Raw genomic sequence first — 17,361 nt, forward strand, 5'->3', positions numbered from 1 at the left:
GTGCTGGATGAAGAAACGGAGCACATGGTTCATCATCATCGCGGTGGTGGTCGTGCTATTTGTGGCAGGCGGTATCGCCGGCTGGAAGTGGCACGAGCAGCCATCGTTTTGTTCGAAGGTATGCCATAAGGTCATGCAACCATACTACGATTCGTGGAAGGGCGGCGACCTGCTCGCGGCCACGCATGCCAAGGCGAACATCGCCTGTCTTGACTGTCATGAGCCCAAGATCTCCGAGCAGCTCTCCGAGGTCAAAGAGTACGTGACGGGCAACTACAAGACGCCACTGCCATTCGCAAAGATCGGCACCCGGGAATTCTGCCTGAGGTGTCACGGTAGCTACGCTGACCTTGCTGCCAAGACCAAGGACTACGATACCGCGTCGGGCCGCAACCCTCATGATTCCCACAACGGTGACCTTCCTTGCTCCACATGTCACCGAGTGCACCAGCAATCGCAACTGTTCTGCAGCCAGTGCCATTCCGACATGATAGTGCCTGACGGGTGGCTGAAGGCTACCGCCAATTAACTGGCGGGGAGCTTCGTTTCTCGTAGCGTCGCTCAGTTTGTGTCGCTGCTGTGAAAGGCTCTTCAGATCTTGGCACGGACGATGGAGGCGGCGATACGTGCCCAAGCTCCGAGGCAATTCGGCTGCGAGAGAAAACCTGACTCCCCTGCTGTTCGCTTCGGCAAGAGAGGAGCCAACGAATGCGAGTCTGCCCGGGGGTTGACGTTGCCGTCAGCCCCCGGGCGCGTCATCTATCGGCATCCTGGCGTTCATCGGGGATCTCAGTCGCTCATCACTGGGCTACGGCCCCCACATTCTGGAAATGCTGCAGGGAGACTGAATGTGTCATCTTGGTGGCTTGCCAGCCAAAGACTTCGTGAACTGGCCACTAGTGCAGAGATTGCGATGCAACGAAATGAGGCAGAACCTCGCCGTGCCCCGTGGAAATGCGACATTCGTTGAAACGAGCAAGGACCGCTCGGAGCGCCCAGATCAGGTCATGTAATCCCTTGGATGCAGAAGAATACGGCAGTCCAGAGGTCCAGAAGGCTCCAAACTTCGCCCAACTGCCGCCAACGTATCGACAGAGCTGCACTGCAGTTCGCCCTGAGTGGGAGTGATTGTGTTTCCTTATGTGGCTTCGCGGCAAGTCACCACTAACCCCTCACAGTCTCAAGGACGCCACGACTGACGAGCGCCAGATCCGCGATTAGTGGGCAAGTTGCCTGGTGCGAACAGAGCTTCTTCTGCGGCGATCTGTCAAGGCGATCTTGCCGCTGAGTGTACACTTGGCTCATTAACGATATCATCTAACCCATTAATGATATCGTTAATGACTCACTGAGTCGTTCTTTCCCACTTTGCGTCGCGCCCGCCCTTCATGCAACGGATATCGCCGTTGTCGCGGAGTTCGCCGAGAACCCGCACAATTGTGGGACGACTGACTCCTGCACAGGCTCGCTCGACATCGGCATAGCGAAATGTCGCCGGCAGATGTCGGATGCAGTCGATCACCATCTCGCGCTTCGCCCCGCGCCCCGTTCCCATTTGCCCGACTCGCTGCTCGAACTCTAGATATGCGGCGAGAAGAATGCCGTGGGAGTACTGCAGCCATGGCACCAGATCGTGCCGGCCCTCGTGCCAATCCTCAGATGACGCTTCGAGCGCCTCATAGTAGGTTGCCTTGGAGTCCTCGATCACCTTCTCAAGGCTGATGTATCGGCCGACGTTGTAGCCCGACTGGTAGAGCAGCATCAGATTCAGGATGCGCGACATCCGTCCGTTGCCATCGGAGAACGAATGGATGCACAGGAAGTCGAGTACGAAGGCGGGGACCGCGATCAACGAGTCCACCTGTCCTCTCGACATCACGGAGTGATAGCCCGTGATCAGATCGGTCATCGAGGTGTCGACAAGGTGCGGCGCGACAGGGCTGAACCTCAGACGGTGCGTTCCGTCAGACAGGACGTTGACGATGTCGTTGGCTGTGCTCTTCCACGCCCCGCCCGGAGTGGACGAGAACTGATAGAGATCCCGGTGCAGCTGGAGAACGAGCCCGGTCGAGACGTCCATGCCAAGGGCGTTGGCGTGGACGGTCGACAGTACGTCGCGGTAGCCGGCGATCTCCTGCTCTGAGCCGTCCCTCGGCTTCGTCTTCTCGGCGGCGAGTTCGGCCACACGGCCCGAGGCCGCAGTTACACCCTCGATCCGGTTCGATGACTCGATACTCTGGACGCGCGCGGCTTCGCGAAGCGCGTTCAAGACCTGAGGCGACTGCTTCTCGAAGAGCTGCTGCTTGCCCTTGTACTCGCCGAGTAGACCGATCGAGCGAACCGTGGACATTGGCACGGTGGTTTGCTCGAGGTGACCTAGCCCGAACGAACCACGCATGTCGTCTCCTCCAAAGAATGAATCGCATTACAGCGAAATGATATCGTTAATGCGTCATGATGTCATTAGTCACGCGCCCGGCGTGCCGTTCTGGCACATCTCTTGCTATGTATCGCGATATATCGCGTTATTCACAGTGAAGGGAATTGACATGCACGGTCACTACTTCAAGGAAGAGTCCTGTGGTGGCAGCGTTCGCGGTCACCACCCCGACGGCCACCGCGGGTTCAAGATGCCGTTTGGCGGCATGCACCACGGCTTCGGCGGCCCCCACGGAGCGCGCGCGCGTCGCGGCGACATCCGCCCCGCGATCCTGCGCCTGCTCTCCGAGCAGGCGATGCACGGCTACCAGATCATTCAGGAGCTCTCTACTCGCAGTGGCGGCGCGTGGAGCCCGAGCGCCGGGTCGGTCTATCCCACCCTGCAACTGCTCGCCGACGAGGGCCTCGTCACCGCCGAGGAGACCGCCGGCAAGAAGGTCTTCAGCCTCACCGACGCCGGCAAAGCAATGGTTGCCGAGACCGCAGACCAGCCCGCTCCGTGGGAGGAAGTCGCGCAGGGCGACTCCGGCATTGGCGACTACCGTGAAGCGGCGGGCAAGTTCATGGCCGCTGCCTTCCAGGTGGGTAAGAACGGAACGAAGGATCAGAGAGAGACGGCACTCAAGGTCCTGGACGAGGCACGCAAGAAGCTCTACGCGATCCTCGCCGAGGGTTAGGCTTTCGGCTCAATTGCTTTCCGAAATTGCCGGCGCCCGCGCGTGGCATCCGCCCGCGCGCGCGCCGGTTATCCATGGCTCCCGTCCCCGGAGGATCGATGAACGCGTCACGACTCCGCGCCCGCTACCGGCGCATCGTGTTCTTCTTCGCTCGCGTGACCGCCGGCTTCATCTTCTGGGAAGTGGCCATGCGCCGTGTCGGCCTCGGTCGCGTGGCGGACCGCACTAGGAGCGAGCGCAACCGCGCTACCGCGGCCCGGTTCCGCGCGCTCGCGATCCGCATGGGCGGCCCGATGATCAAGGTGGGCCAGTTCCTTTCGGCGCGCCTCGATGTGTTGCCGCCCGAGATCACGGAGGAACTGGCGGGGCTCCAGGACGAGGTGCCGGCGGAGAGCTTCGAGGCGATCCGCAGGTGCGCGGAGTCCGAGCTCGCACTCACGCTCGCTGAGCGCTACGCCTGGTTCGACGAGACCCCGCTGGCAGCCGCCTCGCTCGGGCAGGTCCACCGCGCGCGTCTGCGTGAGGTTGACGCCGCCGAGGTCGGGTTCTCCGACGTGGTCGTCAAGGTCCAGCGCCCGGATATCGAGCGTGTGGTCGAGGTCGACCTGGCCGCGATCCGTAGAGTTGGTGGCTGGCTGCAGCGCTACAAGCCGGTCCGCGAGCGCGCCGACGTAGGCGCGCTCATAGACGAGTTTGCCGCCACAACGCGCGAGGAGATCGACTACCTCGCCGAGGGCAGCAACGCCGAGACGTTCGCCGCCAACTTCGCCGGCAACCCGTACGTGGGCGTGCCGCGCGTCGTGTGGGAACTGACGACACGTCGCGTGCTCACGCTCGAGGATGTCTCGGCGATCAAGGTGGGCGACTACGAGGCGATCATCGCGGCCGGCATCTCGCGCTCCGATGTCGCCGCGACGCTCGCCGATACATACCTCAAGCAGATCTTCGAGGACGGCTTCTTCCACGCCGACCCGCACCCCGGCAACCTCTTCGTCACGCCGCTTCCCGGCGTGGATGCGGACGGCGACCGCAACTGGAAGCTGACGTTCGTAGACTTCGGCATGGTGGGGCGGGTGCCGGAAAACCTGCGCGAGGGGCTGAGCGAGGCCGTCATCGCGGTGGGCACGCAAGATGGAGCTCGGCTGGTGCGCGCGTTCAAGCTGCTCAATGTGCTTCTGCCCAGCGCCGACCTCGTCCTGATCGAGCGCGCGAGCATGGCGGTCTTCGACCGGTTCAGCGGTATGAGCATGGACGAGATCAAGGGGATCGACCACAGCGAAATGATGCGGTTCGGCATGCAGTTTCAGGACCTTATGCTCAACCTGCCGTTCCAGCTGCCGGAGAGTCTGCTCATGCTGGGCCGCTCGATCGGGATCCTTTCCGGGATGTGCACGGGGCTCGATCCAGAGTTCAACCTCTGGAATGCGGTCGCGCCATACGCGACTTCGCTGGTCTCCGGCGAGCAAGGCGGCTCGACCTTCGACACGATCTTGTCGGAAGGAAGCAAGATCCTACAGACGGTGATCGCGCTTCCGGCGCGGGCCGACCGCGTGCTCACGCAGATCGAGCGCGGGGAACTCAACATCCAGACGCCGATGCTCGACCTGCGGATCCGAAGGCTGGAACGCTCGGTGGGCCGGATCGTCAGCGGACTCGTGTTCTCGGCGCTGCTGATCGCGGGGGCGATCGTTCGCGCTGGCGACCCCGGTCTAAGCAACCTGCTCATGGGCGTGTCGGTGTTGCCGCTGCTCGCGATCATGTTTGGCGGGCGGGGGCGTCACCCGGGCAGGCGTTGACGGGAGGGAACGGCGCGCGTGGTATCTCATCGCCCGTGAGGGCCGATGGAGTGTATCATATGTGAGACACCCGACCAGAAGGAACAGGTTCGATGCCCGCGACCAAAGCGGCCTACGCCGCCGAGTTGACCGCAGTCATGGAACGCGATGGCGTGAGTCGCGCCGAACTCGCGAGACGCATGCACACGAGCCGCTCGACCGTCGGGCGTATCCTGGATCCCGCCGACGAGTCGGTGACACTCTCGACGCTTTCTCGCGCGGCCGCGGCACTCGGCCGCGAGTCGGCCGTGTCGCTCGCACCGGAGCGGCCCTCCGTGCTCTTGGAGCGCCATCGCAAGGAGCTCAGGAAGATCGCCGAGGAATACGGCCTTCAAAACGTCGTTGTGTTTGGCTCGGTCGCGCGTGGGACCGACACGGCGGACAGCGATCTGGACCTGGTGGCCGACATTCCCGAGGAACTCGACCTGTTTGCCGTCGCCGTCGTCGAGGAAGCGATGGGCGCGGTGCTCGGTCGGAAAGTCGACCTCGGCGAGCGCAAATGTCTCAAGCCCCATGTCCGGGAGAATGTCGACCGAGAGTCGGTGCCCCTGTGATGAGCCAGGATCGCACGATTGAGCAGTTCCTGCACGATATGCGCGACACTGCCGACGGCGTGGCCCAGCTCGTCGCCGGTACGGATCGCAGGACGTTCATGACCTCTTCCACCGGCTCATGGGCGATTGAGCGTGGGATCATCCAGCTCGGCGAGATCGCCTCTCAGTTGCGCAATCGGCACGGAAACTATGTCGAGGCGCATCCCGAACTCGACCCGCCCGGCATGCGCTCGGCACGAAACATCGTCGTCCACGGCTACGCCACGATCGATCGCGCGCGGGTCTGGCAGATCGCGGTGGAGAAGGTGTCGGCGGTTGGCGACGCTGCCGTTTGCTGCTGAGCGACCTGCAAGGGGCAGCGGCAGGGAACGATGCTGGGGCTTGAGGGTCGGAAGCTCTAGCTCTCGCCTGAAGAGGCGGCTCTGCCAGACGGGGAAATGCACTAGAATACAGCGCGATGCTCCATGGATGGGGCTTCTCTGGCAAAGCCGGGAGGTGGAGACGTTGGATCCCGTGTTCGGCCCCTCAATTGTCTGGTACCTCTTCCTCGGCGGTGCCGGAAGCGGTGCCTCCATGGTCGCGATCCTTGTGGATCTTGTGCTCGAAAGGCAGGGGCTCGGAGGAGCCAATTCTCCAGGGAGCATGCCAATTCCGGCCTTCTATTCGGCTTCCTGATTGTCTTGCTGAGGGTCGTCCTTCTTCTGTCCGATCTTGGCAGGATCGATCGAGCGTACACCCTCTTTGTAGCCAATGTTTTCGGTTGTCTCAATGGGCGCGCATACAATCCTTCTCTTCGCAGTCTGTCCGTCTTGCCTCATTGCCGTTCGCTATCTCTCGCTTTCGGAATTCTCATCAGCGTTCACAAGGAGTGCTGAGTGTGCAGGCAGGCAGCATCTTCGCATTGGCTGTCATGGCCTACACCTGTATGCTCCCCGCCGACATGCAAGCAGTCTCGTTTTGGGCGTCGCCGGTCATCCCCGCCCTACTCGTATTTCGTCAATCTCGGCAGGCATAACCGTGCCGTTGGTATGTGCTCTCTTCCTCGGCGCGCAGAGACCTGCGGCATCTGCCTTTCGAAGCGTCTCGCGTTTCGGTGTCTTCATCATCGCTCTCAAGATAGTCGCCATCGCCCTATTCCTGGTCATGACGTATGCGAATCCCTTTGCATCCCTCTCAGCGAAGTTGCTCATAGCGGGTCGACGACGGAGGCCGAGGTCGGCGCGGCAGCGCTTGTGGCAACGTGGGGGTTCGCGAATGGGCAGCTACTGTTGTGCATCGGCAAGAGCCGAGGCGTCTTTCGGGCAAGAGCACGAGGTCGGGGCGTTGCCACCGGGCGGTTCAGGGGCGCGTTCCTATGCACCGCGGAGGAATCCCCGCGCGTCAGCATGCGGCGGGCACAGCCAAGAGAGCACGCTCAGCACGTCGCCCACCCTCCGCTGGCAGTTCAGAGTCAGATGAATCATCGGTTGCCAGGGCAGACTGTCGCCGCACAGGATCTCGCATCGGCGACGTCGAAAGGCTGTGGCGGCAGCAAGAATCATCATTCGTAGTACAGAAAGGGCGGCTCATATACTGGGCGGCAAGGCACCGCCCTCCGAGGGGCCCCTCAGAGGGTCGTGCACACGGAAGCTGGGGACGACGACTGGGAGGGAACTATGAACAAGAGTGACGTTTCAAGGCGCGACTTTCTGACTGGCGCTTCGGCAATCGCGGTAGGGGCTATGGGAGTCGCCTCGCTCGCGGCCTGCTCGCCAAAAGGCGCCTCGGCCGCGTATCTGCCCACGACATGGGATGGCGAAGCGGATATCGTGGTCGTTGGAACTGGCGGGGCCGGCCTTTCCGCGGCCATTACGGTTCAGAAAGAGAGCTTGGGGAGCGTCCTCGTGCTCGAGGCCGCGCCAAAGGGCAACGAAGGTGGGAATACCCGCGTCTGTTCGCAGATCATGTTCGTGCCGACGCCGCTCGACGCCGCGATCACCTATCAGGCGAACCTCAATGGCGCCTACGTGGTGGAACCGGAGTTGCTCAAGACGTGGGCAACTAATATTGGCGAGAACCTGACTTGGATGAAGGGTCTCGGCATTGAACTGACAGAGGTCCCCATCCTGAACCCGGAATTCCCGGATGTTGTGGGAGGAAAAGAGTCGGCACACTGCTATTGCCTTGGTGGTCTGACCGGCATCGGAAACTCCGTGATCTGGAATGCTATGAAGAAGGCGTTCGATGACGCCGGCGCCACGATCACCTACGACAGTCGTGTGACCAAACTCATCTTCGACCCAACAACCAAAGAGGTCTTCGGTGTCGGGACGAAGAACGGCAAGAACTTCAAAGCCAAGAAGGGCGTCATCCTCGCCTGCGGTGGTTTCGAGAACGATAGGGAACTCAAGAACACCTACTACCCGGTTGGCTTTCCCGAGGTAGGGTTCTTTGGGTCGCCGTATAACCGTGGCGACGGTATTCGGATGGCGGAAGCGATCGGTGCGCAACTCTGGCACATGAACAACTTCGCTGGTCCCTATTTCGGCCCGCGGTTGGTGACAGACAAGCAGTTGCCCAGTGAGCTTGTGGGTTCCCCGCTCCTGTCCTACGCCCCGTTGGGTTTCAGCACGAGCCATGACTACATCTTCGTGGGACTCGACGGCAGGCGCTACATCAACGAAGACACGGTCACGCTGGCGCGCCACGGCAAGGTCTGGGCCGGCGGCACTTATGTGATGCAGCGTACGCCTACTCCGGCATGGGCCATCGTCGGCCAGAAGTCCTTTGCCTCCGGTTCGCCCATCTCGGCCTTGTGGGCCGGAAACGGCTGGGCAAACACCCTGAAGTTGAACCCCTCTGCCGACAATGCCGGCTACCTGGCAAGTGGAACCATCGTCAAATGTAACACCATCGCAGACATAGCCAAAGCGACCAAGATACCTGAGGCGCGCCTGACGGAAACCTTGGCGAACTACAACAAGTACGTTGCCGCACAAAACGATCCCGAATTCCATCGTGGCGAACCAGTGTATCTCTATGGAGTCTCCCCGCTCGACACTCCGACTCCAAAACCGGCGGTCGCGGCTTTTGCTCTCGAGCCGATCACCGCGCCATACTATGTGCACCAATACTATGGCGGGATACTCAACAGCCAGGGTGGACCGAAGCGCGACACAAGCGGCGGAGTAGTCGGTCTCGATGGCAACTCCATTAAGCGTCTGTATGGCTCGGGCGAACTCGGCACTGAGTATTCATACAACTACAATGGTGGCGGCAACATAAGTGCGGCAATATCTTCAGGCCGTCTTGCGGCCCGTTCTGTCGGCAAGCTGACAGCTTGGGATGCCAAGAAATAGGTCCAGCGCACACGTCTCTTGGAAAACGCCACCAGGATCTCCCATTCGAATGCCAGTCCTGTCTGTGGCGCGTGTCGCGCCACAGACAGGACTGCGGTTATGGGAAGAAGACCGGTGATCGGATCAGGTCACCTTCATGACCAGCGTCTGGTTACCAAGGGTAACCCGGGCGACGAACGTGGGATTCATGGAATCGATTCGGCGAAATACAGAGTGGAAATCAACGAGAAGAAAGAGAAAGAGAGTGGAGAAGTCCAGATCTACCATACGCAGACGAGCCGCGTTGCTGTTGACGTCGTTGGTGATCGTCTTCTCGGCGTGCATGCTCGCCGCATGCGGCAAGACGTCGAACAACGACGCCGCCCCTGAGACAGAGGCAACCTCCGCAGCAGGGTTTGTTTGGAGCGCCACGTCCGATTGTACGGTCTGCCATACGGCGGAGGCGAAATCGACAACGGACGCCACGATGCTGGCTGCAACACACACCAAAGCAGGCGTGAAGTGCACGAGTTGTCACACCAACGCAACAGCACTCAAGAGCGCTCATGACGGTGTAACGCTGGAGACCAAGGTGCCAGCGGATCTACAGATGAAGAAGACGACTGTGGACCAGGCGACCTGCCTGTCCTCTGCCTGTCACAACACGACTCTTGCGGAGTTGGCGAAGAAGACCGCTGGCTCCACTGTGCTCACGGACTTGAAAGGCAAGGTCGTCAACCCGCACGTGGCATCCACGCTGACCCAAGCGCACGTCGACGCGAAGATGACGTGCGCAGACTGTCACAGCATGCATAAGGCGCAAGACCCGATGGGCTTCTGCGTCACATGTCATCATGCGAAAGTCTTCGAGTGTCACACATGCCACGAGTAGGGGCACGATTCTTGTAAGAGACCGAGATTCCTGCTGGAGCCCCCCTTTTCTCTTGCGGAATGGGGGTTCAGTGGGTTTCCGGCCTCTTGACGCGTTCTAGAGGGCTTTGGGCGCATACGCTGAAGCCTCCGTCAGCGTGCCCGCAGGGCGCATTTCCTTGCAGGCCATGACGAGGATGAGCGCGACGGGCGAGTCAGCCCTCTTGCCCGGCCTTGCTTGACTTCGTCAGTCAAGTGAGATTCCTGCCGAGACACCCCAAGACCCACCCCAAGACGCTTGACGAAAGATATAGCATCATATCATTATATGACTCTGGACTGTCAGAGACGGGGCACCAAATGAATGTTGATTCCATCAGGGAGTTCATCATCTTCTCAGACTACATGAACTTCAGTCGTGCCGCGAGGAAGCTCCATATCTCGCAACCCGCAATGAGCAATCACGTCGCCAGCATGGAGAAGGAGCTGGGCGTCAAACTCGTCGACCGCGGGGACATGCGCATCACGAGCGAGGGCAGGCTCTTCCTCGCGCACGCCCAAGACGTCATTGATTCCTACGACAAAGCGGTTTCGAGTCTCCGGCTCGGCAAGGATGGCGTCGTGGGGAAGGTCGTCGTGAAGCAGCCTTTCTCGTCGGGCACGAGCGGCTCGATGTTTACCAAGATCATGTGCGCCGTCAAGCACGAGTACCCGCTCATCGACGTATCGATGACGGGCGGCACTCACGAATACATCCTGGACGAGATAGCCAAGAGCAGCATCGCTTGCGGGCTGTACTTCAACTTTCGTCCTGAGTTTGCCGCTTATGACGGGAGTCGTTTCGAGTCGATTCCAATCGCGAAAGACTCGTGCTACCTGTTCGTGCACAAGAGGCATCCTCTAGCTACGAAGGATCCGCTCCTCGTGAGGGACTTGGCCGACTACCCTCTGCTCATGCCCAAGGGAGCCAGCTTCCATGATCTCGTAGTCGCTGCAGTGCAGATAGCTTCAGACCATGGCACCTCATTCAAATTCGACTATAGGGTCGCTGAGTCGGTCTGTAACTTGTTTCTGTCTGAGGTGGACGAGCACACCGCGTGTTTGGTTGGGTCCGAGGCCAGTCGTGTGCTGGAGATCACTGTTCATGACGACATGATCATCAGGCCATTCGACGAGGACGTGTCCGTTGTTGGCTCAATCGTCTATTCCGCCAAGAATGGCAGCCCTGCATTCGGGTTGTTCATCGACTACGTCCGAGAGAACTTCGCACTCGAAGTCACGGGTTGAGGCAGCTGTAGCACCCGACTCAACAAGAGGATGACGCGTGGGGTGCGCCGCATTTCGGCTCACGGGCGTGCGTGCGCCTCCGGCATCCAAGGTCGCTGCTCGTCAGGAGGTCGTCTGGGACATCTGCCCTTGACGACTAGATGCACTACAATACGGCGCGATGACTTCGGCGAATGGGTTCCTTGATGTGGGCATGAGGTGCAGCGTTGGATCCCGTGTTTAGCCCTTCAGTAGTCTGGTATCTCTTCCTTGGCGGCACCGGAAGCGGCGCGTATGCGATCGCGACCTTCATCGACTTCGTGCGCCATGGGCGGGTAGCTCGGTTGAGCTGTCCTTCTCAGAAACTAACCCGCGCTGGCATCTTGCTCGGCTTCGGGATCGTCTTGTTGGGTGTCGTCTTTCTCCTTTCTGATCTAGGGAGGATTGATCGCGCCTACACGCTCTTCACAGCCCCAACCTTCTCGATCGCCTCAATAGGCGCCTATGCGATCCTTCTGTTCTCGGTCTGTACGTTCTACGGCATTGCCGTCCGGTATCTGTCCATGCCGGAATTCTCACCTGCGTTTACGAAGACAGTGGAGTTGGCGGGCGGCGTCTTCGCACTGGCAGTCATGGCCTACGCAGGCGTCCTTCTTGCAAGCATCAAAGCGGTCTCGTTCTGGCAGTCTCCGTTCATCCCCGCTCTGTTCGTCCTTTCGTCATTCTCCACGGGTGTAGCCGTGCTGATGGTCTGTGCTCCTTTGCGTAGCGCGCGGAAGTTCGCGCCCGATCTGCGCGTCATCTCACACTTCGACATGGTCATCATTGCGACAGAAGTAGTTGCCTTAGCCGTCTTCATGATGACCATGTACGCCGATCCTCACACGCTTCTGTCGGTGCAACAGTTGATGGTCGGCGCCTACTCCGCAGTGTTCTGGCTCGGCTACGTCATGTGCGGCCTTCTCGTCCCGTTGATCATGCTGGCCATGTCCCGGAGACTCACGACGAACCTACATGCTTTGGTTGGTGTCTTGCTGCTGGTGGGCGGCTACTGCTTGAGGTACTGCGTCGTCAACGCAGGGGCTCACGATGCAGTCATCAACGTGTTTCGTGTACTATCCCATTGATCTATGACATTGCGTGAGCAGGAGTCCATGGCGGAACTATTTGAACTTGATGAGAACAGCGGGATCCCGCTCTGGGTCCAGCTCAGGAACCGACTGACCTACCTCATCTCTGTCGGGCACTATCATGCGGATGACCAGTTGCCGACGGTGCGCGGATTGGCGGTCGATGCCAAGATCAACTACAACACAGTGAACAAGGTCTATCAGAGTCTCGAACGCGATGGATATATAGTGACGCGACGCGGACTCGGCACCTTTGTCTGCGATCTGAGCAAGTTGGGCGCTGCGGCTCCTGGCTCGGCGACAGACGCCATGATCGATGAGTTTCTCAGGAGAAGCCTCGGACTTGGTATTCCGCTCGAGGACATTCCCAATCAGGTGAAAAGGCGCATCAAGAAGATGAAGGCCGAATAGAGGAAGTGGGAGGGCCGTCCATGCGCGGAACCAGAGGGAAGGGCGAGAGGGTCGAAGTCGCGGCGACACCAAGCTTCGTCTTCGAGGAAGATACAACCGGTCCGGCAGGCACGGCTTCGCGCAACGGGGCGATCGCGTTCTCAGTTGTTGTGTTCTTCGTTGCGTTTCTCGCGGTCTTGGGAACTTTCTATCAGAGCGTGTCTACATTTTCCATTGCTGCCGCTCTTCTCGGCGGTGTCATCGCGGTCAGTTCGATTCACATTGCGCTCGAGTGGGAGAAAGCGGTCGTCTTGCGCCTAGGCAAGTATGACCACATAGCGGGCCCCGGCCTCTACTTCACCATCCCATTGATCGAGTATGTTGCGATCAGGATCGACCAGCGCATCATGACAACGCCCTTCGGTGCGCAGGAGACGTTGACCTCCGACTTGGTGCCGCTCGATGTCGATGCCGTCCTGTTTTGGATGGTGTGGGACGCGAAGAAGGCTTGTACGGAAGTTGGGGATTTCTCCAAGGCAGTCTCTTGGGTGGCCCAGACGGCTATGCGCGATGCCGTTGGCCGAGTGACTCTCGCCGAGATCGCAATGTCCAGGAGCCAGCTTGACCGAGAGTTGCAGAAGACCGTCGGGGCCGTGACCGTGCCATGGGGGATAACGATCGTCTCAGTGCAGATACGCGACATCGTGGTTCCCAAGGAACTCCAAGATGCCATGTCGCGTGGGGCGCAGGCTGAACGCGAACGCGATGCGCGCATCACTCTTGCAGAGGTTGAGAAGGACATCGCAGAGATGTTCGCGGCTGCGGCGCTGGTCTACGACGCAAGTGAGACGGCTTTGCGGCTGCGGACGATGAATCTCATCTATGAGAGCGTCCGTCAGAAGGGCGGGCTTGTCGTTGTTCCGAGCGCCTTCAGCGAAGGGTTCAATGACGTGGCTTCCGACCTGTTGTCCAAGCTCCCTTCCAAGTAGGGGCGCACTAACTGGGGCACTGCCTTTCGCCTGGCCTCAGCTTCGTCATGTCGTGCGAAGATCGGCCTGAGCATGACGAGCGCGCCGCGCTCCTAGGTCGATCGCTACGGCGCTGCCGATCCCTGTGTTTCGTCGGCGGCCATCGCGGGCGGCGAATGGCCAACCCACCCCTTGTGTGTCATATAGATGTAGGATACTATGACAGCGTAGAGGCTGCACTGTAGTTCTCAGTTCTCAGGTGGCCGGCCGGCAGCCACCTGTGTTCTGGGACTACTGAGAGCCAAACGAGCGCTCAAGATTCGGATCATCAGAGAAGAAGAGGAGGAGCGAATATGAGTGAGAATGAAGGGGTCTCGTCTCGCATGTCGGTTTCGCGTCGAAGCTTCGTGAAAACGGCTGCTGCAGCCGCAGGCGCGACAGCTCTTGCGTTCGGGCCGGGCCAGCCCGTCTTGCGGGCACTTGCTGTCGATTTCAAGGTCGGGCAACCCAACAACACCGGGGAGAAGATATTCAGCTGTGTTTGTCGCCCGAACTGTTTCGGCCATTGCCATCTGAACGTTCATGTGCGAGATGGCAAGATCGTGAAGACGTCAAGGGCTCCGTACAAGGACGAGAACTACAGTCGTATCTGCCTGCGAGGTCTCTCTCACGTTCAGAGAGTATATGCTGCCGACCGGCTCAAGTACCCGCTTCGAAGGGTGGGCGCACGCGGCGAAGACAAGTGGGAGCGCATCTCGTGGGACGAGGCCATCCAGGAGATCGCCACGAAGTTCACGGATACCCAGAAGACGCACGGTGAACAAGCGCTGTCCGTCTGCACCTCTTCTGGGAATGTCAGCCTGTTGCATGGCCTCCTCGGTCTTCCTCTTGCAATGACCAATGTCCTTCATGCGACCTCTTTGTCAAACACTGTGGATGTCGCGATATCTTATGGGACCGATCGCGTGTTTGGAGCTGGAGGTACTGTTTCCAGGGAAGAGAAAGACTATGTGAACTCAAAGTCAGTGATTGCTTGGGGTGCAAATGTTACGGAAGCACAGATTCATTCGTGGCATTTGATCGCAGACGCTATGGAAGGCGGCACCAAGCTGATTGTCATTGACCCCGTGATGACCACCCTTGCCTCCAAGGCTGACAGGTACGTCCCCATTCGGCCGGCAACCGACGCGGCATTGATCCTTTCGATGATGCAGGTCATTTTCGCAGAGGGTCTTCAGAACGATGCGTACCTGAAGAAGCACACGGTGGCTCCTTTTCTGATCAAGAAGGATGGCACGTTTCTGCGCATGAGCGATCTCGGCGTAGCACCCAGCGATGGACCGATCAACATGTACACGGGCAAACCGACCAAGGTTGACCCTGCTGCCGTCTGGGACACCTCCACAAACGCGGTCATTCCCGCTGCGGAAAAGGAGACTTTGCAAATCAAAGGGCCAGTCACCATCAATGGAGTCGCGTATAGGACCGCACTTGATCTGCTCAAGGAAGAGGCCGACAAGTACCCGCCTTCTGTGGCAACCAAGATCACTACTGTTCCAGAGGAAACCATCATAGAATTGGCGCACATTGCTGCAGACCAACCGGTGTCGCATATTCTAGGATACGGTCCTCAGGCGTTTAACAACGGGGCTCATGCCACGCATGCCGCGGCGACACTCTGTTCTATTCTCGGCAACGTAGGCTATCCTGGGGCGAGTGTTGGCGCGAACTGGACCATCTACCCCGGGGTCAACTGGGCGGCGCTGTGGCCGTCAGGCGGGAATCCTTCCTCAACGCTTTCTCAGTTTGCACTGCGAGATACATTGCAGACCGGCAAGTTCAAAGGTAAGGACTATCCGATCAAGGCAATGTATGTATATAGCGCTAACCCAGTATGCTGTTTTGTGAACAACAACGAATACATCAAGAATGTGGTCAACAAGCTCGACTTTATAGTTACCGCGGATACGTTTATGACGGACACGGCTAGATACTCTGATATCGTGCTTCCAGTAGCGCAGTGGTTTGAGGTGCAGGATATCGCCTGTGCAGGTCAAACTCAGTATATGCTCTACAGTGAGAAGGCAATAGATCCGCTGTATGAGTCAAAATCCGATGGCGATATCGTTCGATTGATCACAGACAAAATGGGGCTAGGCAAGTACTTCCAGTACTCGGATGATGAGTTCCTGACCAACATGCTCAAGTCAGACTGGTCGAAGGCGTTCGGCATTACCTTCGATACGCTCAAGACAGAGCAGATGATGCGCTATATGCCAGATCCATACATTCCGTGGGAGGGGAGCAAGTTCCTTTCGCCCTCAGGACGCGCTGAGTTCTATGTCGAGAAGCCTGTCCCGCGCGTGGATGAGGGACAGAAGATCGACATTGAGCGCGAACGTCTCCCTCACTTCTTCCCACCTGGTGAAGCGTGGCCGGAAGATGAGCTCTACAAGAAGTATCCGCTCGTGCTCTTGTCCGAGCGTCCAAGATTCCGAGTTCACTCAACGTTCTACAGTGTGCCATGGCTTCGCGAGCTCGAGCCCGAACCTATTGTCAAGATCAATCCCGGTGACGCGGAAGCTCGGGGTATCCACGACGGTGATCACGTCGAGGTACACAACGATCGCGGTCATGCAGTCGCGAAGGCCGTCTTCTCCGAAGCATTGATGCCTGGAGTGATGGTCTATCCCAAGGGCTGGCAGATGAATCAGCATAGGGCGGGCAGCTGGTCTGAGTTGTCGTCGTCTTCCTACGACCCTGCTGCCGTCAACCAGAGCTTCATGGACGTACTCGCCGAAGTTCGTGTGTGGAATGGGAAGGCATAACCATGGCAAACAAGAGACTCGGCATGGTGATCGACACCAAGCGATGCACCGGGTGCCATACGTGCGCCGTGGCATGCAAGGTGGAGAACAACCTGCCCGACAAGAACTGGTGGAACAGAGCGCTCACCGTCGGCGGTGCGAACATGGACACGCCGGCCGGCGTGTATCCGAACTGCTCCAAGGCCTACGTCACCTTGGCCTGCCAGCACTGTGAGAATCCGGCGTGCGTCAAGGTCTGCCCGGTGGGCGCGACCTACAAGCGCGAAGAGGACGGCGTCGTCGTTCAGGACTACGACAAGTGCATCGGCTGCCGTATGTGTATGGCCGCCTGCCCTTACACGGGCGTACGTGTCTTCAACTGGGAGAAGCCCAAGTACCAGATCGACTTCGCCGTGGGCGACAAGGATGTGCCGAAGCATCAGAAGCACACGGTAGAGAAGTGCACGCTGTGCGTCCACAGGCTCGCCAAAGGCCTTGAGCCTGCATGTATCGAGGTCTGCCCGGCACGCGCGAGGCATTTCGGCGACTTCAACGATCCCGAAAGTGACGTCTCCCAGCTCCTCCTGAAGCGGCCGCACTTCCAGCTGCTCCCCGAAAAGGAGACCGACCCGTCCATCTACTTCCTCTCCTAAGCGTCCCCCGAGAACCAAGAAAGGAGCGATACCTAACGTGAGCACACCAGAATCATCAAACGACGGCTACGCAGCACCCATTGGCGTCGGCACCAGGCCACTTGGCACAAAGGATGCGGATGTGGCCGCGACGAAGTCCAAGACCTCCGGCCTGACCTTCCTCGGCATCACCGGAGCCCTCACCATCGGCGGCCTGGCTCTCTGGGCCTACCAGCTGACCCGTGGCCTCTTCGTCACCGACATGCGCAACCTCTCCTCGTGGGGACTCTACATCACGATGTTCATGTTCTTCGTAGGACTTTCCGCCGGCGGTCTCATCATCGCCACAGTCCCGAGGGTCTTTAACCTCAAAGGCTTCAAGTCCGTCTCCAAGATCGCGGTCTACCTCTCGATCTGCTGCACGGTGCTCGCCGCCGCCTTCGTCGTCATCGACATAGGGCGTCCCGAGCGTCTCT

Annotated in this window: 16 protein-coding genes; 15 read left to right on the forward strand and 1 reads right to left on the reverse strand. The window is 59.3% G+C overall.

The features are described from left to right. Nucleotides 1-7 precede the first annotated feature (7 nt). A complete protein-coding gene (locus tag HGA39_06690) occupies nucleotides 8-529 on the forward strand; it encodes an ammonia-forming cytochrome c nitrite reductase subunit c552 (GenBank protein NTW29031.1) in 522 nt (173 codons plus the stop codon). 816 nt (nucleotides 530-1,345) lie between these two features. Here the strand turns inward: HGA39_06690 and HGA39_06695 are convergent. After that, on the reverse strand, nucleotides 1,346-2,398 hold the full coding sequence (locus tag HGA39_06695; GenBank protein NTW29032.1) for a Fic family protein: 1,053 nt from the start codon (nucleotides 2,396-2,398) through the stop codon (nucleotides 1,346-1,348). A gap of 151 nt (nucleotides 2,399-2,549) precedes the next feature. Between HGA39_06695 and HGA39_06700 the strand changes: the two genes are divergently transcribed. From HGA39_06700 to nrfD (HGA39_06765), 14 genes are all read left to right on the forward strand, one after another. Further along, the gene (locus HGA39_06700; protein ID NTW29033.1) at nucleotides 2,550-3,116 is read left to right on the forward strand and encodes a PadR family transcriptional regulator; all 567 of its coding nucleotides are present in this window, start codon (nucleotides 2,550-2,552) and stop codon (nucleotides 3,114-3,116) included. A gap of 98 nt (nucleotides 3,117-3,214) precedes the next feature. After that, nucleotides 3,215-4,912, forward strand: a complete 1,698-nt coding sequence (locus tag HGA39_06705; GenBank protein ID NTW29034.1) for an AarF/ABC1/UbiB kinase family protein — start codon at nucleotides 3,215-3,217, stop codon at nucleotides 4,910-4,912. Nucleotides 4,913-5,004: 92 nt separating this feature from the next. Beyond that, a complete protein-coding gene (locus tag HGA39_06710) occupies nucleotides 5,005-5,505 on the forward strand; it encodes an XRE family transcriptional regulator (GenBank protein ID NTW29035.1) in 501 nt (166 codons plus the stop codon). Then, the gene (locus HGA39_06715; protein ID NTW29036.1) at nucleotides 5,505-5,846 is read left to right on the forward strand and encodes a DUF86 domain-containing protein; all 342 of its coding nucleotides are present in this window, start codon (nucleotides 5,505-5,507) and stop codon (nucleotides 5,844-5,846) included. Before HGA39_06710 ends, HGA39_06715 begins: the two co-directional genes overlap by 1 nt. 163 nt (nucleotides 5,847-6,009) lie before the next feature. Further along, nucleotides 6,010-6,180, forward strand: a complete 171-nt coding sequence (locus HGA39_06720) for a hypothetical protein (protein NTW29037.1) — start codon at nucleotides 6,010-6,012, stop codon at nucleotides 6,178-6,180. 980 nt (nucleotides 6,181-7,160) lie between these two features. Next, complete coding sequence (locus HGA39_06725; GenBank protein NTW29038.1) at nucleotides 7,161-8,843, forward strand: FAD-binding protein; 1,683 nt, start codon at nucleotides 7,161-7,163, stop codon at nucleotides 8,841-8,843. 244 nt (nucleotides 8,844-9,087) lie between these two features. Next, nucleotides 9,088-9,714: a cytochrome c3 family protein gene (locus tag HGA39_06730; protein ID NTW29039.1), complete on the forward strand. Its 627-nt coding sequence runs from the start codon at nucleotides 9,088-9,090 to the stop codon at nucleotides 9,712-9,714. Between the two features lie 338 nt (nucleotides 9,715-10,052). After that, nucleotides 10,053-10,979, forward strand: a complete 927-nt coding sequence (locus HGA39_06735; protein ID NTW29040.1) for a LysR family transcriptional regulator — start codon at nucleotides 10,053-10,055, stop codon at nucleotides 10,977-10,979. Between the two features lie 206 nt (nucleotides 10,980-11,185). Beyond that, the gene (gene nrfD, locus HGA39_06740; protein NTW29041.1) at nucleotides 11,186-12,085 is read left to right on the forward strand and encodes a polysulfide reductase NrfD; all 900 of its coding nucleotides are present in this window, start codon (nucleotides 11,186-11,188) and stop codon (nucleotides 12,083-12,085) included. 27 nt (nucleotides 12,086-12,112) lie between these two features. Next, nucleotides 12,113-12,499, forward strand: coding sequence for a GntR family transcriptional regulator (locus tag HGA39_06745; GenBank protein ID NTW29042.1), 387 nt, complete (start codon nucleotides 12,113-12,115; stop codon nucleotides 12,497-12,499). A gap of 20 nt (nucleotides 12,500-12,519) precedes the next feature. Continuing rightward, the gene (locus HGA39_06750) at nucleotides 12,520-13,467 is read left to right on the forward strand and encodes a slipin family protein (protein ID NTW29043.1); all 948 of its coding nucleotides are present in this window, start codon (nucleotides 12,520-12,522) and stop codon (nucleotides 13,465-13,467) included. 332 nt (nucleotides 13,468-13,799) lie between these two features. After that, nucleotides 13,800-16,274, forward strand: coding sequence for a molybdopterin-dependent oxidoreductase (locus tag HGA39_06755; GenBank protein NTW29044.1), 2,475 nt, complete (start codon nucleotides 13,800-13,802; stop codon nucleotides 16,272-16,274). A gap of 2 nt (nucleotides 16,275-16,276) precedes the next feature. Beyond that, nucleotides 16,277-16,906, forward strand: a complete 630-nt coding sequence (locus HGA39_06760; GenBank protein NTW29045.1) for a 4Fe-4S dicluster domain-containing protein — start codon at nucleotides 16,277-16,279, stop codon at nucleotides 16,904-16,906. A gap of 241 nt (nucleotides 16,907-17,147) precedes the next feature. Next, on the forward strand, nucleotides 17,148-17,361 hold a 214-nt coding region (gene nrfD, locus HGA39_06765; GenBank protein NTW29046.1), incomplete at its 3' end, for a polysulfide reductase NrfD.

The organism is Coriobacteriia bacterium (assembly GCA_013336165.1).
Classification (GTDB): Bacteria; Actinomycetota; Coriobacteriia; order Anaerosomatales; family JAAXUF01; genus JAAXUF01.

Coding starts and splice junctions, on each gene's coding strand:
- HGA39_06690 (NTW29031.1), top strand. CDS start 8: ATGAAGAAACGGAGCACATGGTTCATCATCATCGCGGTGGTGGTCGTG.
- HGA39_06695 (NTW29032.1), bottom strand. CDS start 2,398: ATGCGTGGTTCGTTCGGGCTAGGTCACCTCGAGCAAACCACCGTGCCA.
- HGA39_06700 (NTW29033.1), top strand. CDS start 2,550: ATGCACGGTCACTACTTCAAGGAAGAGTCCTGTGGTGGCAGCGTTCGC.
- HGA39_06705 (NTW29034.1), top strand. CDS start 3,215: ATGAACGCGTCACGACTCCGCGCCCGCTACCGGCGCATCGTGTTCTTC.
- HGA39_06710 (NTW29035.1), top strand. CDS start 5,005: ATGCCCGCGACCAAAGCGGCCTACGCCGCCGAGTTGACCGCAGTCATG.
- HGA39_06715 (NTW29036.1), top strand. CDS start 5,505: ATGAGCCAGGATCGCACGATTGAGCAGTTCCTGCACGATATGCGCGAC.
- HGA39_06725 (NTW29038.1), top strand. CDS start 7,161: ATGAACAAGAGTGACGTTTCAAGGCGCGACTTTCTGACTGGCGCTTCG.
- HGA39_06735 (NTW29040.1), top strand. CDS start 10,053: ATGAATGTTGATTCCATCAGGGAGTTCATCATCTTCTCAGACTACATG.
- HGA39_06745 (NTW29042.1), top strand. CDS start 12,113: ATGGCGGAACTATTTGAACTTGATGAGAACAGCGGGATCCCGCTCTGG.
- HGA39_06750 (NTW29043.1), top strand. CDS start 12,520: ATGCGCGGAACCAGAGGGAAGGGCGAGAGGGTCGAAGTCGCGGCGACA.
- HGA39_06755 (NTW29044.1), top strand. CDS start 13,800: ATGAGTGAGAATGAAGGGGTCTCGTCTCGCATGTCGGTTTCGCGTCGA.
- HGA39_06760 (NTW29045.1), top strand. CDS start 16,277: ATGGCAAACAAGAGACTCGGCATGGTGATCGACACCAAGCGATGCACC.